Source organism: Streptomyces sp. Rer75 (genome assembly GCF_013414305.1).
GTDB classification, from domain to species: Bacteria; Actinomycetota; Actinomycetes; order Streptomycetales; family Streptomycetaceae; genus Streptomyces; species Streptomyces himastatinicus.
Window position 1 is genome coordinate 7,249,876 of sequence record NZ_CP058693.1, and the last position, 24,201, is coordinate 7,274,076.

Annotated in this window: 19 protein-coding genes; 16 read left to right on the top strand and 3 right to left on the bottom strand. The window is 71.2% G+C overall.

The features are described 5' to 3' along the window. The first annotated feature begins 2 nt into the window (after window positions 1–2). The 13 genes from HYQ63_RS46125 to HYQ63_RS31270 all read left to right on the top strand — a co-directional run bounded on the left by HYQ63_RS46125 (window position 3) and on the right by HYQ63_RS31270 (window position 16,442). Window positions 3–422 carry a hypothetical protein gene (locus tag HYQ63_RS46125; RefSeq protein WP_179937143.1) on the top strand — a complete coding sequence of 140 codons (420 nt, stop codon included), beginning with the start codon at window positions 3–5 and terminating at the stop codon, window positions 420–422. A 181-nt stretch (window positions 423–603) separates the two neighbouring features. Further along, the gene (locus HYQ63_RS31215; protein ID WP_179937144.1) at window positions 604–1,845 is read left to right on the top strand and encodes an acetyl-CoA carboxylase biotin carboxylase subunit family protein; all 1,242 of its coding nucleotides are present in this window, start codon (window positions 604–606) and stop codon (window positions 1,843–1,845) included. A 58-nt stretch (window positions 1,846–1,903) separates the two neighbouring features. Further along, window positions 1,904–2,998, top strand: a complete 1,095-nt coding sequence (locus HYQ63_RS31220; protein ID WP_179937145.1) for a DUF1611 domain-containing protein — start codon at window positions 1,904–1,906, stop codon at window positions 2,996–2,998. Between the two features lie 32 nt (window positions 2,999–3,030). Further along, window positions 3,031–4,347 (top strand): acetyl-CoA carboxylase biotin carboxylase subunit family protein, encoded by a 1,317-nt coding sequence (locus HYQ63_RS31225; protein WP_179937146.1) that lies wholly within the window; start codon window positions 3,031–3,033, stop codon window positions 4,345–4,347. Window positions 4,348–4,569: 222 nt separating this feature from the next. Further along, on the top strand, window positions 4,570–5,319 hold the full coding sequence (locus HYQ63_RS31230; protein ID WP_179937147.1) for an iron-containing redox enzyme family protein: 750 nt from the start codon (window positions 4,570–4,572) through the stop codon (window positions 5,317–5,319). A gap of 325 nt (window positions 5,320–5,644) precedes the next feature. Further along, on the top strand, window positions 5,645–6,526 hold the full coding sequence (locus HYQ63_RS31235) for a phytanoyl-CoA dioxygenase family protein (protein ID WP_179937148.1): 882 nt from the start codon (window positions 5,645–5,647) through the stop codon (window positions 6,524–6,526). 7 nt (window positions 6,527–6,533) lie between these two features. Beyond that, window positions 6,534–7,400 carry a PhzF family phenazine biosynthesis protein gene (locus HYQ63_RS31240; protein WP_179937149.1) on the top strand — a complete coding sequence of 289 codons (867 nt, stop codon included), beginning with the start codon at window positions 6,534–6,536 and terminating at the stop codon, window positions 7,398–7,400. A 264-nt stretch (window positions 7,401–7,664) separates the two neighbouring features. Then, a complete protein-coding gene (locus HYQ63_RS31245; protein WP_179937150.1) occupies window positions 7,665–9,053 on the top strand; it encodes a DUF4192 domain-containing protein in 1,389 nt (462 codons plus the stop codon). A 166-nt stretch (window positions 9,054–9,219) separates the two neighbouring features. Beyond that, a complete protein-coding gene (locus tag HYQ63_RS31250) occupies window positions 9,220–9,981 on the top strand; it encodes an NUDIX domain-containing protein (protein WP_009714572.1) in 762 nt (253 codons plus the stop codon). A gap of 130 nt (window positions 9,982–10,111) precedes the next feature. Then, window positions 10,112–12,160, top strand: a complete 2,049-nt coding sequence (locus tag HYQ63_RS31255) for an ABC transporter ATP-binding protein (RefSeq protein ID WP_179937151.1) — start codon at window positions 10,112–10,114, stop codon at window positions 12,158–12,160. Window positions 12,161–12,353: 193 nt separating this feature from the next. Next, window positions 12,354–13,304, top strand: a complete 951-nt coding sequence (locus HYQ63_RS31260) for a FadR/GntR family transcriptional regulator (RefSeq protein ID WP_063631560.1) — start codon at window positions 12,354–12,356, stop codon at window positions 13,302–13,304. Between the two features lie 505 nt (window positions 13,305–13,809). After that, window positions 13,810–15,381, top strand: coding sequence for an RNA polymerase sigma factor (locus HYQ63_RS31265; RefSeq protein WP_179937152.1), 1,572 nt, complete (start codon window positions 13,810–13,812; stop codon window positions 15,379–15,381). A gap of 218 nt (window positions 15,382–15,599) precedes the next feature. Further along, the gene (locus tag HYQ63_RS31270; protein WP_179937153.1) at window positions 15,600–16,442 is read left to right on the top strand and encodes a trypsin-like serine protease; all 843 of its coding nucleotides are present in this window, start codon (window positions 15,600–15,602) and stop codon (window positions 16,440–16,442) included. Between the two features lie 200 nt (window positions 16,443–16,642). Here the strand turns inward: HYQ63_RS31270 and HYQ63_RS31275 are convergent, their stop codons facing one another. After that, complete coding sequence (locus HYQ63_RS31275) at window positions 16,643–16,873, bottom strand: hypothetical protein (RefSeq protein WP_123103422.1); 231 nt, start codon at window positions 16,871–16,873, stop codon at window positions 16,643–16,645. Window positions 16,874–17,315: 442 nt separating this feature from the next. On the opposite strand from HYQ63_RS31275, the gene HYQ63_RS31280 reads away from it, so the two are divergent. From HYQ63_RS31280 to HYQ63_RS31290, 3 genes are all read left to right on the top strand, one after another. Continuing rightward, window positions 17,316–19,439, top strand: a complete 2,124-nt coding sequence (locus HYQ63_RS31280; protein ID WP_179937154.1) for a type IIA DNA topoisomerase subunit B — start codon at window positions 17,316–17,318, stop codon at window positions 19,437–19,439. Between the two features lie 220 nt (window positions 19,440–19,659). After that, window positions 19,660–20,121 (top strand): DUF485 domain-containing protein, encoded by a 462-nt coding sequence (locus HYQ63_RS31285; RefSeq protein WP_179937155.1) that lies wholly within the window; start codon window positions 19,660–19,662, stop codon window positions 20,119–20,121. Then, complete coding sequence (locus HYQ63_RS31290; protein WP_179937156.1) at window positions 20,118–21,725, top strand: cation acetate symporter; 1,608 nt, start codon at window positions 20,118–20,120, stop codon at window positions 21,723–21,725. The genes HYQ63_RS31285 and HYQ63_RS31290 overlap by 4 nt, the downstream gene beginning before the upstream one ends. Window positions 21,726–21,747: 22 nt before the next feature. On the opposite strand, the gene HYQ63_RS31295 is transcribed toward HYQ63_RS31290, so the two are convergent. Both HYQ63_RS31295 and HYQ63_RS31300 read right to left on the bottom strand, forming a co-directional pair. Continuing rightward, a complete protein-coding gene (locus HYQ63_RS31295) occupies window positions 21,748–22,449 on the bottom strand; it encodes a response regulator (RefSeq protein ID WP_179937157.1) in 702 nt (233 codons plus the stop codon). Further along, a complete protein-coding gene (locus HYQ63_RS31300) occupies window positions 22,446–24,128 on the bottom strand; it encodes a sensor histidine kinase (protein ID WP_179937158.1) in 1,683 nt (560 codons plus the stop codon). Before HYQ63_RS31300 ends, HYQ63_RS31295 begins: the two co-directional genes overlap by 4 nt. Window positions 24,129–24,201: the final 73 nt, after the last annotated feature.

The following is a 24,201-nucleotide window of genomic DNA, read 5'->3' on the forward strand; positions in this document are numbered from 1 at the left end:
GGATGACGCAATCGTCGGTGCTCAGCGACATCACCGGGGCCGGCGGCCGGGCCATCATCAACGCATTGATCAACGGCGAACGTGCCCCGCAGACCCTGGCCGAGCTGGCCATCCGCCGGGCCCGCAGCAAGATCCCGGCCCTCATCGAAGCCCTGGACGGAACCTTCACCGAACACCACGCGTTCATGTGCCGGCATTACCTGGACGAGATCGACCACCTCGCCACCGTGGTCGGCCAGTTGGACACAGGGATCACCGCGCTGCTGGCCCGGATGGAGCTGGTCGCAGTGATGCACGATCTCAGCGGCCTGAACCGCACACTCACCCAATTTTTTCGTGTCAGAGTCCCGGTATTGAGGCTAGCCAGGCAGCACGTGCCCGCGTGCTCGCGCACCTGCAACGCCGGGGGCGCCGGGACTTAGGTCCTATTCTGACCAGGCCGGTCCCATGCGAGGCTGAGGCAGTGCGAACAACGCGTGCCGTTCCCGGGATTCAGGTTCGGGTTCATTCTTCGGTTCCGAAAGGCCCGCCGTCGCCGCCGCCGTCAACCGGCCCCCCGGCCGGGCACGTCCATGCACCATGTGAACCGTGAGGACGACATCCATGTCCGGCGCAATCCTGTTTTTGAACCGCTGGCCCTTGTACGAGGACGAGCGGCGCTGGGAGAACCGCCTTGCCGCTCCCGAGATCGTCTTCCGCCCGGAGACCGACCGCGTCACGTACGTTTGCGACGAGGGCGGCCGCAGCGGAGTGCCCGCCGACGCCGAACGGGTCCACGTCGTACCGGACTTCGGCGACCTGGACGGCGTGCTGGGGCTCGTTGACGCCGTCGTTCGCGACGAAGGCCCGTTCGACCACGTCATCTGCTTCTCCGAAATGCTCCTCGACCTCGCGGCGACCCTGCGCGAGCGGTACTGCATCCCGGGCTCCAGCCCCGAGGAGACCTCCCGGCTCCGCGACAAGACCGTCATGAAGGAGACGGTGTCGCGGGCTGGCATCCGAGTGCCGCGTTGGGCGCCCTGCCGCACCGAGGACCAGGTCCTCGCGGCCGCCGAGGAGTTCGGCTACCCCGTGATCGTCAAGCCGGTGCGAGGGGCGTCCAGCCAGGGTGTGCGCGAGATCGCCTCTGCCGAGGAGCTGCGGGCCCTGTGCGCCGAACGGAGCCTGCACGACCTCGAGATCGAGGAGTTCGTACGGGGCGAGATCCTGCACGTCGACGGCGTCCTGGACGCCGCGGGCAAACCGCTGTTCCTGTGTACCTCGCGCTACGTCTCCTCCTGCCTGGACTTCGAGCTCCTGGGCGAACCGCTCGGCTCCGTCTTCCAGACGGATCCCGCGGTGCGCGGCCGCTGCGAGGACTTCGCTGTGCGCTGCCTGACCGCGCTCGGCCTGCGGAGCTCCGCCTTCCACCTCGAACTCTTCGACACCGGCGACGAGCTGGTGTTCCTGGAGGTCGGAGCCCGGGTGCCAGGCGCCGACGTGCCGTACGTCATCCACGACGTCCACGGCGTCAATCTCTTCCGGCTGTGGGTCGACGTGCTGCTGGGCCGCCTGGTGGACCCGCCGGCCCCCGACCCGGAGCAGAGCGGCGGCTGGCTGATCATCCCAGGGCCCAAGCCGCTGCCCCAGAAGGTCACCGCCGCCACCTCGCTCCTGGGTGAAGTTACCTACCTGTACCGGGAGTTGGTGCCGAGGGCGGGTGAGGTTCTGGTCTCCCGGCCCGGCTCGTACGCCACGCTCCAAGGCGGCCGCTTCCTTTTCCGGGGCGGCACCCAGGAGCAGATCGAGGAGGCCGTGCGCCAGGTGCGTGCGCGGTACCGCCTGACGACTGAGCCCGTGCCGTAGACCGCCCGAACCATCTCGTGCCGTCGACAATCGAACCGTCGAGTCCGTGGAGGAAGACGTGGGTCAGTTGAACCATGCGGAGCTGGTCGACAAGAACTTCGTGGTGTTCGCCGAGGGGTGCTTCGGGCTCTTTACGAGCAAGATCGCCGCCTCACTGATCCGCTACCGCGGGGACCGCTGCGTCGCCGTGATCGACAGCCGCAAGGCCGGCCGGACCGTCCAGGACGAGCTCGGCTACGGCGGCCCGATCCCGATCGTCGGCCGCGTCGAGGACGCTTTGCACCTGCGCCCCGAGGTCCTGGTCATCGGCAAGGGCCTGCATTCCGCCGAACTGCCCTCCGGCTGGAAGCCGCACCTCCTCGCGGCCGTCCAGAACGGCCTCCACCTGATCAACTCGATCCACTTCCGCCTTACCGGCGACCCGGACATCGCCCGTGCCGTCCGTGAGAAGGGCATCACCGTCTGGGAGACCAAGGACGCGCCGAAGGTGCCGCTCAACAAGGCCCGCGTCCTGGACCTGGACACCTGGGTCATCCACACGTGCGGCAGCGACTCCAACATCGGCAAGAAGACCGCCGGCCTGGAGATCTGGAACGAGGCCAACCGCCGTGGCATCCCCACCGGCTTCGCTGCCACCGGCCAGAGCGGCATGATGATCTCCGGCCATGGCGTCGCGGTCGACGGCGTGCCCGGCGACTTCATGGCCGGCGCCGTCGAGCAGGTCGTCATGGAGGCCGCCGCCGGCAACGAATGGGTCGTCGTCGAGGGCCAGGGTTCCCTCAACCACATCGGGTTCAGCAGCGTCGCCCTCGCCATCCTCCACGGCGCCCTGCCGCACGCCCTGGTCTTCTGCCACCGCCTCGGCGCCGAGCGCACCAAGGTCTGGGAGACGCCCATCATCCCTATCCCCGAGCTCATCCGCATCAACGAGGAGCTCACCGTCTTCGAACGACCCGCCAAGGTCGCCGCCGTCAGCGTCAACAGCAGCGGCTTCACCGAGGAGGAATACCGCCGCGAGGCCGAGAAGCTGGAGGCCGATACCGGACTGCCCGTCGTCGACCCGGTCCGTGAGGGCGGCGCCGCCCAGCTCGTGGACATCCTGCGCGCCCACCAGCGCGAGACCGTGGACCGGCTGCCGGTCCGCCAGCGCTGAGGACGGACCCGGAACTCCAAGGAGGTGCACAGATGAAGAGAGCGGTCCTGCTCCTCATGCACCAAGGCAAGTCGTACACCGAGGAGGTCGCCGCGGCCACCGCCGGGCTCGGCCTGACCCTGGTCGCCCTCAGCTCCCGGCCGGAGACGCCAGGGGTCCTGGACGCGAGCCGCCGCCACGTGGCGGACTGCGTGGTCACCGAGGAACCCGAACTGCGCTCCAGCGACGTCGAGAAGGCCGTTCGCGAACTCGCCGACCGGGGCTACCGGGTCGAGGCCGCCATCGCCACCTTCGAGGGCTACCGGCTCCTGATGGCCGAGCTCAACGAGCGGCTCGGCGCGCGCGACTCCGCCGAGCCCGCGCTGCGCCTCTGCCTCGACAAGTACGAACTGCGCCGCTACCTCTTCGCCGAGGGACTGAGCGAGGTCCGGGTCCGCCGGCTCGCCCCTGGCGTGACCCCCGAACTCGACTCTTCCACACGCTGGTTCGTCAAGCCGGTGCGCGGTGCCTCGTCCTTCGCGACCTTCGTCCTGGAGGACGTCAACGACCTGGCCGACCTGCCCGCAATCCAGGAGCAGATGCGCGCCGACCAGCGCATGAAGGCGATCTTCATGGACCGGTACGACTTCCTCGTCGAGGAGTACGTCGAGGGCCCGGAGTTCAGCTTCGAGACGTTCGTCCTCGACGGACGGGTCCACCACCTGTGCGTCCACGAGAAGGCCCGCGTGGAACGCCTGGAGCGGACCACCCTGGAGGGGATGTCGGTCAGCCCGCCCGCCAGCCTCGACCGTGAACTCGTCCTGGAGGGATCCGACTACGTCACCCGGTGCCTCGCCGCGCTGGCGGAGCACGGGCTGACCGCCGGCGCCTTCCACATCGAGGTCAAGTACTGGGAGTCGAAGAAGCGCTGGGAGATCATCGAGATCAACCCCCGGGTCGGCGGCAGTCTCATCGACGCCAGCGTCCAGACCGTCACCGGACACTCCCTCCTCGACCTGTGGACCGAGTCCCTGCTGCTGCCCGACGGCGAACGGGACGCCTTCCACGACCGGCTCACCCGTGCCTCCCAGTTGGAGGCCCTGCGCACCGGCGCGCCCGTCCAGGCGACCGTGTTCCTCAGCAAGTACGGAGAGAAGGGGCGGACCGTCGACGCGATCGGCTTCGACCCGCCCACCCGGCCGCCCCGGATCCTGCGCATCCACGTGGCGGAGGGAACCCGACTCGATGTGTCCGACCGGGCGATCTGCCTGATGGACGCCCTGTGGGACGTGGCGGCCGACGACCTCGACGCCGAGACCGCCTTCCTCGACCGGCACGCGACGGAGCATTTCCATGTCCGCTACCGCTGACCCGACGACCCGATCCCCGGCCCGCACGCGGGCGCCGAACCGGAGATCCGGGCCACCGTCCCGCTGTGCGGCGGCGAGAACCTCGTCCGCCGGGGTCCACACCCCCGGGGTCACCCGGGTCGCCGAGCGGATCGCCCGCGACCCCGCCGCCGCGCCGGGCGGAACCACACTCTGACTTTTCCGTGAACGTCCCCCGCGAACCCTCTCGTGAAGGAGAACGCGATGAACCGCGTGCAGAACACCGGGATCACCCACCCGAAGCCGTTCTACAACGAGGAGCAGAGCCGTCTGAAGAAGGCTGAGCTCGACCGCTACTTGGACAAGAAGATGGCGGAGTGGAAGGCCACCGTCCCCTTCGCGTCCCACCTGACCGAGCCTGAGCTCCACAAGGCGTACTACCGCCGCACCCTCATCGAGCACGTGTGGCGGATCCGCCTCTCCCGGGTCAGCCAGTCCAAGGCCATCTACAAGATCGCCCAGGTCGCGCCCAGGGCCGCCCGCGACTACGCGCAGTACCAGGCCGACGAGATGCTCCACGACAAGCTGTACATCAGCGACGCCGCGGCCGCCGGCGTCACCGAGGAAGAGATCCTCGCCACCGAGCCTTACCTCTCCACCCGCCTTTTCGAGGGGTTCTTCTACTACGCCCTGGAGCACGAGTCGGCCCTCGCCCCGGTCGTCTCCAACTACCTGGTCGAGTACACCCAGATCAAGCTCCAGCCGGCCATCGTCGAAAACCTCCAGGAGCGGCTCGGCAAGGAGAACGTCAAGGGGCAGGCCGCCCACCTCCACGTCGACAGCACCGAAGACCACTCCCAGGAGATGTGGGACATCCTCCACCAGCTGATCTTCAGCGAGGAGGACTTCCAGCGGGTGTTCAAGTACATCGACGACGTCCAGGAGATCCTCGCGATGTTCTTCCGGGAGATCTACGAGGACACCGTCGCCAAGCACGCGGAGACCGCCGTGTGACCCGCACGTCCCGGGCCCACGCCGACGACAGGACCAGCACGCGCAGACCTCATGCGCCTGAGGGTTGAACCGATCGAGAGCTTCACGGGACGTTCCGCGTCCCCGCCTCGAAGCCAGGGACACAGCGGGCGATCCTGACGAGCGACGTGGCCGAGGGACGCTCCCGGCCGCCTTGCCCGGCCCGCGCGGGGCCCCAGCTGCGATGCCGGTCGGTGGCGCCTCTGAGCCATCGCGGGTCCGCCGGGCAGTCGTCGCCCGGCGGACCCGTACGGACCCCACCCCACCCCACCGCACCCCCGCCGCCCAGCAGAGAGGAACCCCGCGAATGTCCGCACCCAACACAGCCGCGTTCGTCAAGGAGTACCGCGAGAACGGCTTTGCGGTCGTCGAGCGTCTCTTCGATCCGAGCGAAGTCGCCGAGCTCAACACCGCCATCACGGAGATTCTGGACGTCCCCGACATCGGCTCCGTCGCCGAAGTGGAGCCGGGCGACAACGGCATGGCCCGCCGGATCTGGTCGCCCACCAAACAGCACTCCGCGTTCGAGCGGGCCGCCGCCCACCCCAAACTGCTCGACCATGTCGAGGCACTCATCGGCCCCGACATCCTGTTCCACTACAGCAAGCTCCACCTCAAGGCCCCGCAGGTGGGCAGTGTCGTGGAGTGGCACCAGGACTTCGCCTACTACCCCCACACCAACACCGACCTGGTGACGGCCCTCGTCTACCTCGACGACACCACCACCGAGAACTCCGCCCTCCAGGCCGTCCCCGGCTCTCACCGGCGCGGCCTCGCCGACCACTACGTCGACGGCTACTTCCGCGGCAAGGTGGCGGGTGCCGGCGCCCCCGACCCGGCGCTCGCCGTGCCCATCGAGGCGCCCGCTGGCAGCGTGGTCTTCATCCACTGCCTGCTCCTGCACTACTCCTCCCCGAACCGCTCCGACCGGTACCGCCGCGCCTTCCTGCCGGCCTACCGGGCGGCCGACGCCTACCCGATCCACTTCGGCGCGCACGCCGGCCACAACGAGCCCGGAGTGAAGCTGCTGCGCGGTAGCGTGTCGGACACGGCACGTGTGGAAGCCGGGGCGTGGCGCCTCCCGCTCGCGGAGCGCCCCTTCGGCTCGCTCTTCCAGCTCCAGGAGGGCGCCAACCAGACCGCCACTGCGGCGACCACCGGGTACGCCACGCTGGAGGAGGCGAAGTGACAGCCCCATGAGCACACCGAACGTGACAATCGTCCGCGCCTGCCTGCGGGGCGGCGCGGGCGGCAGCCCCACGGCCGTCATCCTGGAGGACGACGCGGACGGCCCGCCGCCGGGCGACGACGAGCGGCGCTCGATCCCCGTCGCACGGGGCACCTCGCACGCTGTGTACGTACGGCACGCCGGCGACACGACCGAGCTGCGCTTCTTCACAGCGGAAGGGGAACTGCCCGCCTGCGGTCACGGCACGGTCGCCGCCCTCGCCCTCCTCGCGGCACGGCACGGCGGTGTCGGGCCCTACCGGGCCACCCTCCGTGCCGGGGGGCGCGTCTTCGCCGGGCGGGCCGAGCGTGCCGGCGAGCTGATCAGCGCCGCCTTCGACCCCGGACCCGTTGACCTGCGCGAACCCACCGCAGAGGAACGCGCCCTCGTTCTTCCGGCCCTCGGTCTTGCGCCGGACGAGGCCGGGCCGGACGTCCGGATCGCCGGCGTGGGCCGCGAACGCATTCTGGTGCCAGTCCGTACCCGGGCCGCGCTCGCCGCGCTACGCCCGGACCTCGACCGCCTCAGGGCGGCCTGCGACCGGTTCGGCCTGCTCGGCGCGTACGTCCACTCGGAACCTTCGCCCGAGGGCGCGCTCGCGGCCCGGATGTTCGCCCCTTCGATCGGCGTTCCAGAGGACCTCGCCAACGCCAACAGCACGGCCTGTCTCGTCGCACACCTGGCTGGCCGGGGCGTCCACCGGATCGCCGTCGACATGGGCGACGCCCTCGGCGGCCCCGCCACCATCACCGCCACGGCGGGACCGGACCTGCGAGTCGAACTCGGCGGCACCGCACGGATCCTGACGGAGCAACCGGCCCATCGGCTCTCTTGAAAATGACCGAGCCGTTTGGCTTTGACGTCGTCGATCGGGCTCTGTCAGCGATCATGGGGGCTGTCACGGGTGGTCACTAAAGCGGGATCATCTTCCTGAGCAGATCAAACTCTGGGTCAATCCCGGGCCAGATGCGCAGGTCTTCGTCGCTCATGCCCCCATGCAACCCGATCCCCCCGACAACGCGCGAGCGGGGCCCGCAGCCTGTGGATAACGTTATCCACAGGGCTGGCGGAGCCGACCGGGCTGAGGGACCGTCGGGTCATGACTCGAGACAACGACACGGCCGGTCTGTCCGGCGAGGAGCAGGTCACCCTTCGCAGCCCCGCCGAGCTCGCCGACGCCCTGCCCTACGTTCTGGGCTTCCACCCCGATGACAGCGTGGTGATGATCGCGCTGCACGGACCGCGCGGCCGGTTCGGCGGCAGACTCCGGCTCGGCATCCCCCGCGTCCGCGAGGAGTGGCCCGACGTGTGCGATCAGCTCGCCGAATGCCTGATCGGGGGCAGTGAGCGGCGTGGTGACCGGCCCGACGGGATCGTGCTGTTCCTGTGCCAGGAACCGGCCGAGGGCGAGTCCGGGCGGGATGTGATGGAGCGGCTGCGGCCCCTCGCTCAGCGTCTGCGCACCGCGTGCGGCGGCTTCGAGGTGCCGGTCTTCGAGGCGCTGTGCCTTTCCGGCGGCCGGTTCTGGTCGTATGTCTGTCCCGACCGGCGCTGCTGTCCGCCGGAAGGGGTGCCGCTCGCCATGCCGGGCACCTCGGTGATGGCCGCGGCCGCGACCTTCGCAGGGGTGCATGTGCGCGGTTCGCTGCGTGAGATGGAGGCCAGGCTCGCGCCGCTCGCCGGGGCCCGCGCCGAGGGGCAGGAGCGGACGCTGGACATGGCCGGGAGCCGGCTCGTACCGAAGATCCTGGGAGGTGTGGGCTGTGCCGCCGTGCGGGAGGAGACCCTGGGTCTCGCGCGCCGGATGATGGACCGCTTGCGTGGCGCCCCGCCGATCGCCGACCCGAGCGCGGCCGACGCCCGCGACGACGGCCTGCTGGACGACGAGGAAGCCGCCTCGGTGATCATCGGGCTACAGGACCGGATGGCGCGCGACCGGGCCGCCCAGTGGATGGAGGGGCCGGACGCCGAGGCGGCACTGCGGCTGTGGCGCGCACTGGCCCGCCGCTGCGTCGGCTCGTACGGGGAGCACGCCGCGGCCCCGCTCACGCTTGCCGGATGGGTCGCCTGGTCGTCCGGCGACGAGCCCTCGGCCCGGGTCGCGCTCGGCCGAGCGCTGCGGGTCGATCCCCACTACCTCTTCGCCAAGCTGCTCCATCAGGCGTGCAACGAGGGGCTCGATCCCGAGCTGTTGCGCCAGTGTCTGCGCCGCGACGGTGCGGACCAGGCGGTGCACGCCGCGGTCCACGAGGAGCTGCGACGGCTCGACGGCGCCGCAGCCGGGGCGGCTCCCGAGCCCGCGGGTGCGGAGCCCCCGGCGGCGGACGGCGGAGAGCATCCGGAGCGGACCGGACGGCGATGGCCCGTGCGCACCACCGGACCGGGCGGCCCCACCGGACCGGGCGCGTCCGCTGCCAGGCGGCGGCCGGAAGGCAGGGCCCGGACCCGGCGCAGGTCGGGCGGGCGCGGCACGCGCAGCCGCCGCTGACCATGCGCGGCGCCGGACGGATCGTCAGGAACGCCACGGGGTGATCACCCATACGGAAGGAAGTGCGAGCGCCGAACGGGAAAACGCCTGGAAGAGCGGTTTCGGGAACATCGCCGATCATGCTCAACGGCCTGATTATCGTCAGGCAGACGACTATGATCGAGTCATGCCCTACGACCCATCGGCCTTCCCGGCTTTCGCCGTCACCGTGGATCTGGTCGTGCTCACCGTGCGGCGGCACGCGCTGTGTGCGTTGGCCGTCCGTCGCGGCGAGCCGCCCTTCAAGGGGCGATGGGCGCTGCCCGGCGGTTTCGTGCGCGCCGACGAGGACCTGACGGCCGCCGCGGCCAGGGAGCTGGCCGAGGAGACCGGGCTGCACGCCCATGACCCGGCGCTCCCGGTCCCGCCGAACGCCGCACACCTCGAACAGCTCGCCACCTACGGCGACCCGAAGCGGGACCCCAGGATGCGGGTGGTCAGCGTCGCCCATCTGGCGCTGGCGCCCGACCTGCCCGCGCCCCGGCCCGGGGGTGACGCCCACAGCGTCCGCTGGGCCCCGGTGGAGTCGCTGCTCGACCAGGAAGGAGCCTTCAGCCGGGACGCGGACCTGGCCGCCCCGCTCGCCTTCGATCACGCCCGCATCCTGGCGGACGGCGTCGAGCGCGCCCGCTCCAAGATCGAGTACTCCTCGCTGGCCACCGCCTTCTGCCCGCAGGAGTTCACGGTCGGCGAGCTGCGCCGGGTGTACGAGGCGGTGTGGGGCGTGGCCCTGGATCCCCGCAACTTCCACCGCAAAGTCACCGGAACTCCGGGATTCCTGGTGCCCACCGGGGGCACGACCACCCGTCAGGGCGGTCGCCCCGCCCAGCTGTTCCGGGCCGGGGGTGCCACGCTGCTCAATCCGCCCATGCTTCGTCCCGAGGTATGACGGCCCGTGACACGACGACTCGTCAGGGGGTGTATGTGCCGACGAAATAGGACATAGCGGGTTACCGTGCTCCGGTACGTCACCAGTCCCCACGTGCCACCGAGCGGTTCCATGCCCCGCGGGAGAAGCCATGATCCAGGCCACCGGACTGACCAGCGCCCGCCGCCGCAACCACGCGCCCGCCATCGACGATCTCACCTTCGAGGCCCCGCCGGGGCGGGTCACCGCCCTGCTCGGTGGTCCCGGCGCCGGGAAGACCAGCGCGTTGCGGCTGCTGCTGCAGCTCGACCGGGGCCATGGCTCCGCGTTCTTCCGGGGCCGCCCCCTGCACCGCATCCGGCGCCCGGCCCGTGAGATCGGCGTCCTCCTCGACGATGTCCCGGGACATCCGGGGCGCACGGTGCGCGGTCATCTGAGAATGCTCGGTGCCGCCGCCGGGGTGCCCGCCGCGCGCGCCGATGTCGTCCTCGACGTCGTCGGCCTCACGGATCTGGCGGACGAGCGCCTCGGCGATCTGGCCCTCGGGATGGAGCGCCGCCTCGGCATCGCCACCGCGCTGCTCGGAGACCCCCACGCCCTCGTGCTGGACGAACCGGCCCGGGGCCTGTCGGCCCGTGAGACCGACTGGCTCAACGGGCTGCTGCGCGGGTTCGCCGACCAGGGCGGCGCCGTGCTGATCACCACCGAGGACGCCGAAGGCGTCGCCCGCGTCGCGGACCGCGTCCTCACCCTGGAAGAGGGTCGACTGGTGGCCGATCAGCCGGTCGACGAGTTCGCCCGTACCCGGCTGCGCCCCCGCGTCGTCGTCCGCTCGCCGCTCGCCGGACGGCTGGCCGCCGTCCTGGAGGAGGAGGCGCAGGCCGCCCGGGAGGCGGCGGAGGCCGAGCGGCGCGCGGAGCGTGCGGCGGCGGCCGAGGCGGCGGCTCGCGCCCAGGCGGAAGAGGCCGCGGCCGAGGGCGAGGCCAAGGCCGGGATCAAGCTCAAGGCCAAGTCCAGGTTCGGCGGCCTCGGCCGAACCAAGGACAAGGCGGAGGACGAGGGCGACACCGCGCCCGCGGGAGTGAGCACGCCCGAGGGGGACGCCGAGCCCGCCACCGTGCCCGTGCCCGTTTCTGTCCCGGGGCCCGCAGCCGCGGTCCCCGCGAGTGCCGCGGCGACCGAGGAGGGGCCCGAGGTCGAGGAGGAGGCGGTCGCCGACCCGTTCTCGGTGGTGCGGGACGACGAGACCCGCATTTCCGTCTACGGCCTCCCCAGCGCCTCCGTCGGCGAGGCCGCCTACCGCCACGGCATCGTGGTGCACCGGCTGGTCGAGGAGACCGCCGACCTGGGACCCGCGACCCCCGCGGGAGCCCATGCCCGCGACCCCGAGACCTCATCGCCCCGGGTGCTCCACAGGCTCCGGCTCCCGGGTCCCGCCTGGCCGATGCGGTACGAACTGCGCCGGGCCACCGGCGTCCGGTCCGGCTGGCTGATCGGCGCCGCGGCGCTCGCACTCTCGCTTCTCGCCTCCGTGCTGCTGGCCCGCGAGGGCGGTGCCGGGGAACTGCACCGGCTCACCGGCTGGCCCGCCGACCTTCCGCTGCCGCCCATCGCGATCGCCGCCGGACTGCTGGGAGCCCTGGCCTTCGGCGACGAGTTCCGCTATCCGGCGCTGGCCCCCGCCCGGGACGCCGTACCGCACCAGATCGGTCTGCTGACCGCCAAGTTCGTCGTCTGCGCGGTCGGTGCCACGGTGCTGTCGCTCGGCGCCATCGTCCTCGACAGCGCGGCGCTCCTCCTGCTCGTCGGCGGAAACGCGGTTCCGCTCCCGAGCGACTGGCCGGTGCTGATGGCGAGTGTTTTCGGCCTCACCATCGGCTGCTCATGGGCCGGACTGCTCGCCGCGGGCGTCTTCCGGTCCACCGCGCTCGGGCTGGCCACGCTCCTCGCGGTGCCGCTCCTGGCGGTTCCCGTGGTCCGGCGTGCGATGGACGAGCCGTCGCTGCACTCGCTCGTCGGGCTGCCGCACCGGCTGCGCGCCGTGGCGCTGGACCGTCCGCCGTCCATGCTCAACCGGGGAGTGGCGGCTGTGCTGCGGCTCGCGGGCCAGCCCGTGGGGCAGGCCCTGATGCTGTCGGTGGCGGTGCTGCTGTTCGCCTACGCCCTCACCGGGCTGCGCGGGAGAAGAGCCCGCCAGTAGGCGGCCCTGCCGCGGACCGGGACGCAGGGGCCGGTCCGCGGCAGGGGATCCCGGACCGGTCCCTGTGCCCCGGGAGCGGCTCGCCGGTGGTTGCGCAGGGGCTGCTCATGAAGTGGTCGCAACTCCGGTGAAGGGTGCTGCTTTCTGTCCGAATCAGCGTCAATTGTGAGGTAATGGGCGATCACCCTTTCGTGTGCTTTTCACCAAAGACCTCAAGGGTCTCCGGAGCGTCGCCGACAAAGGATGCGTGAGTACCCTTGCGCACACCACCATGACCGCGGCTCGCCCCGCCGACTCCGGCCTCGCCGGCTCGGGCGAGCTTGACCGCTACTCCTACGCCGACGCCCCCGGCGCCGACCGCGGCAGCGCCCCCTCCTGGGACGGCGCGGACGCGGAGATCGGCCGGGTGGGCCGCCGCGCGGCCGGCAACCGGGGCCGCGGGCTGCACGGCCAACTCGTTCAACAGCTCGGCCAGATGATCGTTTCCGGCGACCTGGGCGCGGACCGCCCGCTGGTCCCGGAGGAGATCGGCCAGCGCTTCGAGGTCTCCCGCACCGTCGTCCGGGAATCGCTGCGCGTCCTCGAGGCCAAGGGCCTGGTCAGCGCCCGCCCCAACGTCGGCACCCGGGTCCGCCCGGTCAGCGACTGGAACCTGCTGGATCCGGACATCATCGAGTGGCGCGCCTTCGGGCCGCAGCGTGACGACCAGCGCCGCGAGCTGTGCGAGCTGCGCTGGACGATCGAGCCGCTCGCGGCGCGCCTCGCAGCGGGGCACGGCCGTGAGGACGTGCAGCAGCGGCTGGCCGACATGGCGGAGATCATGGGGCACTCGCTGACCCAGGGTGACACCCTCACCTTCTCCCGCGCCGACGCCGAGTTCCACGCCCTGCTGCTCCAGGTCGGGGGCAACCGGATGCTGGAGCACCTGGCGGGCATCGTCGCCGCCGCCCTCCACGTCTCCGGCGCGCCGGCCAGCGGCTGTGACCGGCTCACCGAGGCGAGCGTCGGCCACCACCGCCGGATCGTCGAGGCGGTCGGGTCGGGAGACGCCGCCGCGGCCGAAGGGGCGATGCGTCAACTCCTGACCGTCCACCCGGATCTCGATCACGCCGAGGTCGGGGTGCCCGCGCCGCGCGAGCACTGACCCGCGGCGCGTACGGCGCCCGGGGTGTACGGCGTATGGCACGCCGCGGGCGGCGGGCCGCCGGCGGTGGGCGGCGTACGGCGTACGGAGCGGCGTCGCCGGATCCCGCCCGCGGGTTCGGCGGCGCGGCGCGGAGTGTGGCGGCGGCGCGGAGCGTGACGACGGTGCGGAACGTGGAGTGCGGGACGTGACATGAGACGCAGTTCGGGCGGACCAGGAGAGCCGCCCGGGAGTCGGCGCGTGATCGACTCGGAGTTATCTGTCCCGTTGGGTGGGTATTAAGACCGATATGTGGTGTGACTCGGGCCACGACGATTGGGCGTAACGCTCTTTGGGGCAGCGCGATGATTAAAGAGGTGGCAGCCGCGGAGGGAATACGGATGTCGCTCGCGACGCTGTACTCCTCCGCACTCCGCCCGCGCGCCGTCGGTTCATCCCTGCCGGCGGTCGTCGGCTCCGGTCCACAGCGGACGGGGCCGGAAGCCGTTTCCAACGTTCCGAGAGGTTGTTCGTGTCGGCCAGCACATCCCGTACGCTCCCGCCGGAGATCGCCGAGTCCGAGTCTGTCATGGCGCTCATCGAGCGGGGAAAGGCTGAGGGGCAGATTGCCGGCGATGACGTGCGTCGGGCCTTCGAGGCTGACCAGATTCCGCCAACCCAGTGGAAGAACGTTCTGCGCAGCCTCAACCAGATCCTCGACGAGGAGGGTGTGACGCTGATGGTCAGTGCCGCAGAGGCGCCCAAGCGCACCCGCAAGAGCGTCGCAGCGAAGAGTCCGGCAAAGCGCACCGCCACCAAGACCGTCGCGGCCAAGACGGTCGCAGCCAAGAAGGCCCCCGCCGCTCCGGCCGCTCCCGCGACCGCCGCGGGAGGCCCGGCCGAGGAGGCGTCGGCGGCCCCCGCGAAGAAGGCCGCCGCCAAGAAGACCACCGCCAAGAAGACGGCGGCGAAGAAGACCACCGCCGCGAAGAAGACGGTCGCGAAGAAGACCACCGCCAAGAAGGACGTCACCGACGAGATCCTCGAGGCCGAGGACGTCATCGAGGAGGTGCCGACGGGCGGCAAGCCGGCCCCCGAGGGTGCCGAGCCCGAGCCGGAGAACGCGGGCTTCGTGCTCTCCGACGAGGACGAGGACGACGCCCCCGCGCAGCAGGTCGCCGCGGCCGGTGCCACCGCCGACCCGGTCAAGGACTACCTGAAGCAGATCGGCAAGGTCCCGCTGCTCAACGCCGAGCAGGAGGTCGAGCTCGCGAAGCGGATCGAGGCCGGTCTGTTCGCCGAGGACAAGCTCGCCAACTCCGACAAGCTCGCCCCCAAGCTCAAGCGCGAGCTGGAGATCATCGCCGAGGACGGCCGTCGCGCCAAGAACCACCTCCTGGAGGCCAACCTCCGTCTGGTGGTCTCCCTGGCCAAGCGGTACACGGGCCGCGGCATGCTCTTCCTGGACCTGATCCAGGAGGGCAACCTCGGTCTGATCCGCGCCGTCGAGAAGTTCGACTACACCAAGGGCTACAAGTTCTCGACGTACGCCACCTGGTGGATCCGCCAGGCGATCACGCGTGCCATGGCCGACCAGGCCCGCACCATCCGTATCCCGGTGCACATGGTCGAGGTCATCAACAAGCTCGCGCGGGTGCAGCGCCAGATGCTCCAGGACCTGGGCCGTGAGCCCACTCCGGAGGAGCTGGCCAAGGAGCTGGACATGACCCCCGAGAAGGTCATCGAGGTCCAGAAGTACGGCCGTGAGCCGATCTCCCTGCACACCCCGCTGGGTGAGGACGGGGACAGCGAGTTCGGTGACCTCATCGAGGACTCCGAGGCCGTCGTCCCGGCCGACGCCGTGAGCTTCACCCTGCTCCAGGAGCAGCTGCACTCGGTGCTCGACACGCTCAGCGAGCGCGAGGCGGGCGTGGTGTCCATGCGCTTCGGCCTCACCGACGGTCAGCCGAAGACGCTCGACGAGATCGGCAAGGTCTATGGCGTGACGCGTGAGCGCATCCGCCAGATCGAGTCCAAGACCATGTCGAAGCTGCGCCACCCGTCCCGCTCCCAGGTCCTCCGGGACTACCTGGACTGATGGGCGGTTTCCGCACCGCATAGCGCCTACACGAAGGCCGGGCCTCCTCGGAGGGCCCGGCCTTCGTGCTGTCGGAAGTGCTGTCTGCGTGCTGTCCGGGGACGAATCACCCGGTTGGCCGAGGAGCGTCCGCCCCGGTTGGCCCTCTCCGGGATGCGGATCACGCCGGGCGGGGTGACGCTGGGTGGGCGACTCGCTCCGTACGGTCAGGAGGCTGCATGCGTAAGTCGCTGCCCTCGCTCCCCGCCCGCCTCGCCGTGCTGCTCGCGGCCGCGCTTGCCGCCGCGCTCGCGCTGCTGCTGCTCGCGCCCGCCCCGGCGACGGCCGATCGTGCCGTGGTGGGCGGGCACCGGGTCCGTACGGTCGAGGCGCCCTGGGCCGTCGCGCTGGCCAGCCGTGAGCTGTTCGGAGGGAAGCGCTCGGGGCAGTTCTGCGGGGGTGTGGCGGTGACCCCCACGAAGGTCATCACGGCGGCGCACTGCCTGAGCCGGGCGGTGCTGGGCAAGAAGTGGCAGGAGGTGCGGGACCTGCGGGTGATCGTCGGCCGCAATGATCTGCGGGGGACCCGCGGGGTGGAGATGGCGCCCGCGAAGGTGTGGGTCAACCCGGCGTACCAGGCCGACGATCGGGCCGGTGACCTCGCGGTGCTCACCCTGGGGCGGCCGCTGCCGCCCGCCTACGTCATCCGCATGGCGCGGGCCGGGGATCCGGCGTACCAGCCCGGGAGCAAGGCGCTGGTGTACGGCTGGGGCGACACGGACGGTGACGGCAGCTATGCGCTGACGCTGCGGGCCACGGCGGTACGCGTCCTGACCGACGCGACGTGCCGGAGCGCCTACCCCGGCAACACGGAGGGCGATTACCAGCCGGCTTCGATGGTCTGTGCCGGGGTTCCGGGTGGTGGCCGGGACGCCTGTCAGGGGGACAGCGGAGGTCCGCTGGTCGCCGATGGGCGGCTGGTGGGCCTGGTGTCCTGGGGGAGTGGCTGTGCGGTGGCCGGGCGGCCGGGTGTCTACACCCGGATCTCGGCGGTGGTGTCGCTGGTGGCCGCCTATGGCTGAGACGGCCGAAGGGGTGCCTCAGGCCCGCCGGGAGGCCTGGGATGCCTGGGAGGGGCCGGAGGGGTCCCCGGGGCCCTGGGGGCAGGGCGTCAGTGGGTCGCGACACGCCGCGACGAGCGCGGGCGGCCCTCCCCTGGCTGGGGCGGGCCGCCCGACGTCCGGCCCTTGGCCGGTTTCGCTCGTCGTCGTGGCGCGAGGCGTCAGCGTTCGTCGTCCGACGCAGACGCCGGAGCGGCGGTCAGCCGCTCGGTCTCGTCCTGTATTTCCGCGGCGATCTTCTTGAGTTCCGGCTCGAACTTGCGACCGTGGTGGGCGCAGAAGAGCAGTTCACCGCCGCTCATCAGGACGACGCGCAGGTATGCCTGGGCGCCGCAGCGGTCGCAGCGGTCAGCGGCCGTCAGCGGGCTCGCGGGGGTCAGAACAGTAGTCACGTCGCCTCTTCTCTAGCTCGACGAGCTGTCGTACCAGGGTCAACATCCAACCAGCCCGATATCGTTCCCGCTCGTGGCTTTTTCTCAAAAATTGCTTCTGAGTGGGCCGGATGGTGACGGTTGGCGGCGAATGAGCCGTATTGCGTTGGTTTACGGATTCACGTCGCTTGTCGGGTTTTGTCCTCCCGGCCGGGTTGCCGGTTGTGAATGAGGACGTGCCCGGAGCCTAAATGGTTCATGCCTCCAAGGGAACGTGATGTGTGCTTCACGCCAAACGGGCTATCGAACGTACGAGCGAAACCGGGGTGGCCTGGACTAGGATGGACGTTTCACGGGTGGCGGCACGAAGGCTCTATCAGGCCTCGGTACGCTCTGACGGGCGACCCGTGCCACCATCGTGCCCAAAGTCGGGCCAACAGAAATTCAGCGAGGAGCGAACCGCGTGACCGCCGACACGTCCGTGCCGTCCACTGCGCTGCTGACCGGAGCAGACCGGGGCGGCTCCAACTACACCGCGCGGCACCTTCTCGTCCTCGAGGGGCTCGAGGCAGTGCGCAAGCGGCCCGGTATGTACATCGGATCGACCGACAGCCGCGGTCTCATGCACTGCCTCTGGGAGATCATCGACAACTCGGTGGACGAGGCCCTGGGCGGCTATTGTGACCGCATCGAGGTGCATCTGCACGACGACGGTTCCGTGGAGGTCCGGGACAACGGCCGGGGGATCCCGGTCGACGTCGAGCCCAAGACCGGGCTGTCCGGCGTCGAGGTCGTGATGACCAAGCTGCACGCCGGCGGCAAGTTCGGCGGTGGCTCGTACGCGGCCTCCGGCGGTCTGCACGGCGTCGGTGCCTCCGTGGTGAACGCGCTGTCCAGCCGCCTCGACGTCGAGGTGGACCGGGACGGCAAGACCCACTCGATCAGCTTCCGGCGCGGCGTTCCCGGGATCTTCACCGAATCCGGGCCGGACGCCCCCTTCGACCCCTCCGGCGGTCTTCTCAAGGGGAAGCGGGTTCCCAAGACCCGCACCGGCACCCGCATCCGCTACTGGTCGGACCGGCAGATCTTCCTCAAGGACGCCAAGCTCTCCCTGGAGAACCTGCACGCCCGCGCCCGCCAGACCGCCTTCCTGGTGCCGGGCCTGACGCTCGTCGTCCGGGACGAGCGGGCCCTCGAGGGCCGGGAGGGGGTCGTCGAGGAGACGTTCCGCTATGACGGCGGCATCAGCGAGTTCTGCGAGTACCTCGCCCAGGACAAGGCCGTCTGTGACGTGATGCGCCTGTCCGGGCAGGGCACCTTCAAGGAGACCGTGCCGGTCCTCGACGAGCGCGGCCACATGACGCCGACCGAGGTCACCCGGGAGCTGGGCGTCGACATCGCGCTGCGCTGGGGCACCGGCTACGACGCCACCACCAAGTCCTTCGTGAACATCATCGCCACGCCCAAGGGCGGCACGCACGTCTCGGGCTTCGAGCGCTCGGTCACCAAGACCGTCAACGAGGTACTGCGCTCCGCCAAGCTGCTGCGCGTCGCCGAGGACGACGTCGTCAAGGACGACGTCATGGAGGGCCTGACCGCCGTCGTGACCGTGCGGCTCGCGGAGCCGCAGTTCGAGGGCCAGACCAAGGAGGTGCTGGGCACTTCGGCCGCCTCCCGGATCGTGGCCAACGTGGTCGCCAAGGAGCTGAAGGCGTTCCTCACGTCCGGGAAGCGGGACGCCAAGCAGCAGGCCCGGGCCGTCCTGGAGAAGATCGTCGCCGCGGCCCGTACGCGCATCGCGGCCCGCCAGCACAAGGAGGCGCAGCGCCGCAAGACCGCGCTGGAGTCCTCCTCGCTGCCCGCGAAGCTGGCCGACTGCCGCAGCGACGACGTGGACCGCAGCGAACTGTTCATCGTCGAGGGCGACTCGGCGCTCGGTACGGCCAAACTCGCCCGGAACTCCGAGTTCCAGGCGCTGCTGCCGATCCGCGGCAAGATCCTCAACGTTCAGAAGTCGTCCGTATCGGACATGCTGAAGAACGCCGAGTGCGGGTCGATCATCCAGGTCATAGGGGCCGGATCGGGCCGTACGTTCGACATCGACCAGGCCCGCTACGGCAAGGTGATCTTCCTTGCCGACGCCGATGTCGACGGCGCCCACATCCGCTGTCTGCTGCTCACCCTCTTCCAGCGCTACATGCGGCCGATGGTGGAGCAGGGGCGGGTCTTCTCGGCCGTGCCACCGCTGCACCGGGTGGAGCTGGTCAACCCGAAGCGGGGTCAGGAGAAGTACATCTACACGTACTCCGACAACGAGCTGCGGGAAACGCTGCTGGACCTGGAGCGCCGTGGGGTCCGCTACAAGGACGGCATCCAGCGCTACAAGGGTCTCGGCGAGATGGACGCCGACCAGCTCGCGGAGACCACGATGGACCCGCGTCACCGCACGCTGCGGCGCATCAACATCAGCGACCTGGAGGCCGCCGAGCAGGCGTTCCACCTGCTCATGGGCAACGAGGTCGCGCCGCGCAAGGAGTTCATCACCAACTCGGCGGCGACCCTGGACCGCTCGCGCATCGACGTCTGAGGTGGCTCCACGTCTGAGGAGGCCGTCTCTCCACCCCCGGGTGGCGAGACGGCTGTAGCGGCTGGTCGCGGAGCGGGGCGAGCCCGAGCGGGAACGATTCCGGGCCGTTCATCACCTGAGTCACCTGATGGGGTGAACGTCCGGTATTGGAGTATCCGCGATCTTCTCCCTCTGTCCATCCTTGGGCACGCCAACGCGGCAGTGAACAAGGAGCTTTCGGGTGGACATGCACAACGCGCGCGATGCCGGGGCGGCCCGGCTGGACGATCCCTGGTACGACGCGCTCGCCTCCGGCTGGGGCGAGCCGGACGAGCAGGACGAGACAGCCGGTCCGCCCCGGCGCGCCCGCCCGCCCGCCGCCGAGGAGGTGTACACGGAGGTGCACGGCAGCGCCGCCTTCCAGGAGGTGCGCAGGCGCTACCGCCGCTTCGTCTTCCCGGCGGCCGCCGCCTTTCTGCTCTGGTACCTCGCGTATGTGGTAGCGGCGACGACCGCGCCCGGCATGATGGCCCGCCCGGTGGTGGGGGCGCTCAACGTCGCGATGGTCGCGGGCCTCGCCCAGTTCGCCACCACCTTCCTGCTGACGTGGGCGTACGCTCGCCACGCCCGGCTGCGCAGGGACCGGGTCGCGCTGGAGCTGCGCTGGGTGACGCAGGAGATGATGCGGGGGCACGGGCGGTGACCGGCAATCAGCAGAGCCTCGCGCTGCTGCTCTTCGGCGTCTTCGTGGCCGCCACGCTCGCGATCACCACTTGGGCGAGCCGCCGACGGCAGGGCTCCCCGGAGGAGTTCTACGCGGGCGGGCGGCTGTTCTCCCCGATGGAGAACGGCTTCGCCATCGCGGGCGACTACATGTCGGCCGCCTCCTTCCTCGGCATCTCCGGACTCATCGCGCTCTTCGGCTACGACGGGGTGCTCTACTGCGTCGGCTTCCTGGTGGCCTGGCTGGTGGTGCTGCTGCTGGTCGCCGAACTCGTCCGCAACTGCGGCCGGTTCACCCTCGCCGACGTGCTGGCCGCGCGGATGAGCGAGCGCCCGGTCCGGATCGCCGCGGGCGTCTCCTCGGTCACCGTCTGCGTGCTCTACCTCGTCGCCCAGATGGTCGGTGCGGGCAGCCTGGTCGCCCTGCTGCTGGACGAGACGGGGTCCCGGGCCCGGTCCTGGACGGTCATCGGCGTCGGCACCCTGATGGTGGTCTTCGTCGCGCTGGGCGGGATGCGGGCCACGACCTGGATCCAGATCGTGAAGGCCGTCCTGCTGATGGGCGGCGCGGTGACGCTCACCGTGCTCGTCCTGGTCCGCTTCCACGGCGACATCGACAGCCTGCTGAGCACCGCGGCGCGGCACAGCGGGCAGGGCAGCGACTTCCTCGCCCCGGGGCTCGCGTACGGCGACGGCTGGACCGCACGGCTGGACTTCGTGAGCCTGGGCGTCGCCCTCGTGCTGGGCACCGCGGGGCTGCCGCATATCCTCTCGCGCTTCTACACCGTGCCGACCGCCCCGGCCGCCCGCCGGTCCGTCATCTGGTCGATCGGGCTGATCGGCGGCTTCTACCTGATGACGATCGTGCTGGGCTTCGGCGCGGCGGCCGTGCTGGGCACCGATGCCGTGCGCAGCTCCAACGCGGCGGGCAACACGGCCGTGCCGCTGCTCGCGCTCGACCTCGGCGGGGGCGCCGGGTCGACGGGCGGGACGGTGCTGTTCGCGATCGTCGCCGCCGTCGCGTTCGCCACCATCCTCGCCGTCGTGGCCGGGATCACCCTCGCCTCCTCGGCCTCCGTCGCCCATGACCTGTACGCCTCGCTGAGCCGGCGCAAAGACCGCACACCGCGCAGCGAGGTCGCGGTCGCGCGCGTCGCGGCGGTCGGGATCGGGGCGGCGGCGATCGGCCTGGGGCTGCTCGCCGACGACCTCAACGTGGCCTTCCTGGTGGGGCTCGCCTTCGCGGCCGCCGCGTCGGCGAACCTCCCGGTGCTGCTGTACTCGCTGTTCTGGCGGCGGTTCACCACGCGCGGAGCGGTGTGGTCGGTCTACGGCGGCCTGGTCCCTGCGGTGGTGCTGGTGGTGTTCTCCCCGGTGGTCTCCGGCGGGCCCGAGGCGATCTTCTCCGGGGTGGACTTCCATCTCTTCCCGCTACAGAACCCCGGGCTGGTCTCGGTTCCCCTCGGCTTCCTCGCCGGCTGGCTCGGCACGGTCCTCTCCGACGAGGCCGCGGACGCCCGCGGGCACGCGGCCCGGCACGCGGAGACGGAGGTGCGGGCCCTCACCGGGGCGGGCGCGGCCTGATCGACAAGACACCCCCTGGACCTCAGACCCAGTCGTAGCGGTGTTCCGGGCGGCCGGTCTCGCCGTACTTGAGGCTGAGCCGCACCCGGCCCGTGCGCTCCAGGAGCTTCAGATAGCGCTGGGCGGTCTGTCTGCTGAGCGACGCGCGCTCGGCGACCTCCTGGGCCGACAGCGGGCCGTCGGCGCCGCGCAGCACCTCCCGTACGAGGTCGGCGGTGAGCGCCGAGTGGCCCTTGGGCAGCTCGGCGGGGCCCGCCGAGGCGCCGCCCAGGGCGCCGAAGATCCGGTCCACCTGGTCCTGTCCGGCCTCGCCGCCGCCCGCCAGGGCGCGGCGCAGTGCCGCGTAGCCCTCCAGCTTGGCGCGCAGCCCGGCGAACGTGAACGGCTTGACCAGGTACTGGAGCGCGCCGTGGCGCATCGCGGCCTGCACGGTGCCGATGTCGCGGGCGGCGGTCACCATGATGATGTCCGTGTGGTGGCCCAGCTGCCGCAGCCGCCCCACCAGCGCGAGCCCGGTCTCGTCCGGCAGGTAGTGGTCGAGCAGGACGAGATCGGCGTGGCCGCGCTCCAGGTAGGCCAGCGCGTCGGCGGCCGTGTGTGCCTGCCCGGCGACGCGGAAGCCCGGCACCTTGCCGACGTAGGCCGCGTTGACGCGGGCGACCCGTACGTCGTCGTCCACGACCAGCACCTCGATGAGACCGCCCGGCCCGGTGTCCCATGTCATCGCGGCTCTCCTGTCGCGGTCAGCGGCGCCCCGGCCGCTTCCTCGGCCGGTTCCTCGGTCAGCGCCTCGGGGAGGACGACGGTGAACTCGGCGCCGCCGCCGTCGCGGTCGGCCACCCGTGCGCTGCCGCCCTGGCGCTCGGCGAGGCGGCGCACCAGGGCCAGCCCGATGCCGCGCTGTCCGTGCGCGGGCGGCTTCTTGGTGGACCAGCCCTCGGTGAACACCAGGTCGCGCCGGTCGGCGGGGATGCCGGGTCCGGTGTCCGAGACCCGCAGCAGCACCGTACGGTCGTCCGCGCACAGCTCAACCTCGACCCGCGGCTCGGCCGAACCCACCGCCGCGTCCAGCGCGTTGTCGATCAGGTTGCCGACGATCGTCACCAGCCCCGGCGGATCCACCAGCCGGTCCGGCAGCAGGGTGCCCTCGGCGATGCGCAGGGACACCCCGCGCTCCGTGGCGACCGTGGCCTTGCCGACCAGCAGGGCGGCCAGCAGCGGGTCGTGCACCCGCTCGGTGACCTGCTCGGCGGTGGCGCGGTGGACGCCGACCGCCTCGGTGATGAACTCCACCGCCTCCTCGTGGAGTTCGAGTTCGAGCAGGCCGAGGAGGGTGTGCATCCGGTTGGCGTGCTCGTGGTCCTGGGCGCGCAGCGCGTCGATCAGCCCGCGGGTGCCGTCCAGTTCGCGGCCGAGCCGCTCCAGTTCGGTGCGGTCGCGCAGGGTGGCCACCGCGCCGCCGTCGTCCGTGGGCATCCGGTTGGCGACCAGCACCCGGCCGCCGCTGACGGTCAGCAGATCGGCGCCGGTGACCCGCCCGGCCAGCACATCGGTCGTACGGCCGGGCGGCAGCACCGCCTCCAGCGGCTGTCCGGTGTCCTCGGTGCGCAGGTCCAGCAGCCGCTGCGCCTCGTCGTTCATCAGCCGGATGCGGCCGTGCGCGTCCAGCGCGACGACGCCCTCGCGGATGCCGTGCAGCATGGCCTCGCGCTCGGCGAGTAGCGCGGAGATGTCGGAGAAGGCCAGGTCATGGGTGCGCCGCTGGAGCCTGCGGGACACCAGATAGGCCGCCAGGGCGCCGACGGCGAGCGCGCCGCCCGCGTACGCGAGCAGCCCGGGCAGCGCGCCGAGCAGCCGTCCGCGCACGGTCTCGTACGCGATGCCGACCGACACCGCGCCCACGATGCGGCCGTCCCCGTCGCGCAGCGGCACCTTGCCGCGGGCCGAGCGGCCGAGCGTGCCGTTGTCGATCTGCATGACCTCATGGCCCGCGAGGGCTTGATCGGGGCTGGTCGAGACGTGCTTGCCGATCTCGTCAGGGGAGGTGTGCGACCAGCGGACCCCGCGCCGGTCCATGATCACGACGTATTCGGCGCCGGTCGCCCGGCGGATGCGTTCCGCCGCGGCCTGGACCGGTCCTTCCCGGCTGGGCCGGGTGTGTTGGAGCGCCGTGACCAGCCGCGGTTCGGAGGCCGTGGTCTGGGCGATGGACAGCGCCCGGCGCATGGCCTGGTCGTCGAGCTGGGAGCCGAGCGGGCGCAGGAAGAGGCCGGTCGCGAGCACGGTGACGCCCGTGGCGATGGCCAGCTGCATCAGCAGCACCTGGGAGAAGACGCGTCGGGGCCAGCCGATGCGCCACCTTGTGGCCGCGGAGGGCGGCCCCGGCGGTATCGCGGCGCTCATGGCAACGAAGGGTAACGAAGGGCAGGGCGCGGACACGCCCCAGTACCCCCGGCGGCCACGCGCGCGGTGGGGG

What these genes read in the sequence shown, in the direction of transcription:
- HYQ63_RS46125 (WP_179937143.1), top strand. Translation starts at nt 3, where the DNA reads ATGACGCAATCGTCGGTGCTCAGCGACATCACCGGGGCCGGCGGCCGG.
- HYQ63_RS31215 (WP_179937144.1), top strand. Translation starts at nt 604, where the DNA reads ATGTCCGGCGCAATCCTGTTTTTGAACCGCTGGCCCTTGTACGAGGAC.
- HYQ63_RS31225 (WP_179937146.1), top strand. Translation starts at nt 3,031, where the DNA reads ATGAAGAGAGCGGTCCTGCTCCTCATGCACCAAGGCAAGTCGTACACC.
- HYQ63_RS31230 (WP_179937147.1), top strand. Translation starts at nt 4,570, where the DNA reads ATGAACCGCGTGCAGAACACCGGGATCACCCACCCGAAGCCGTTCTAC.
- HYQ63_RS31235 (WP_179937148.1), top strand. Translation starts at nt 5,645, where the DNA reads ATGTCCGCACCCAACACAGCCGCGTTCGTCAAGGAGTACCGCGAGAAC.
- HYQ63_RS31240 (WP_179937149.1), top strand. Translation starts at nt 6,534, where the DNA reads ATGAGCACACCGAACGTGACAATCGTCCGCGCCTGCCTGCGGGGCGGC.
- HYQ63_RS31245 (WP_179937150.1), top strand. Translation starts at nt 7,665, where the DNA reads ATGACTCGAGACAACGACACGGCCGGTCTGTCCGGCGAGGAGCAGGTC.
- HYQ63_RS31250 (WP_009714572.1), top strand. Translation starts at nt 9,220, where the DNA reads ATGCCCTACGACCCATCGGCCTTCCCGGCTTTCGCCGTCACCGTGGAT.
- HYQ63_RS31255 (WP_179937151.1), top strand. Translation starts at nt 10,112, where the DNA reads ATGATCCAGGCCACCGGACTGACCAGCGCCCGCCGCCGCAACCACGCG.
- HYQ63_RS31270 (WP_179937153.1), top strand. Translation starts at nt 15,600, where the DNA reads ATGCGTAAGTCGCTGCCCTCGCTCCCCGCCCGCCTCGCCGTGCTGCTC.
- HYQ63_RS31295 (WP_179937157.1), bottom strand. Translation starts at nt 22,449, where the DNA reads ATGACATGGGACACCGGGCCGGGCGGTCTCATCGAGGTGCTGGTCGTG.
- HYQ63_RS31300 (WP_179937158.1), bottom strand. Translation starts at nt 24,128, where the DNA reads ATGAGCGCCGCGATACCGCCGGGGCCGCCCTCCGCGGCCACAAGGTGG.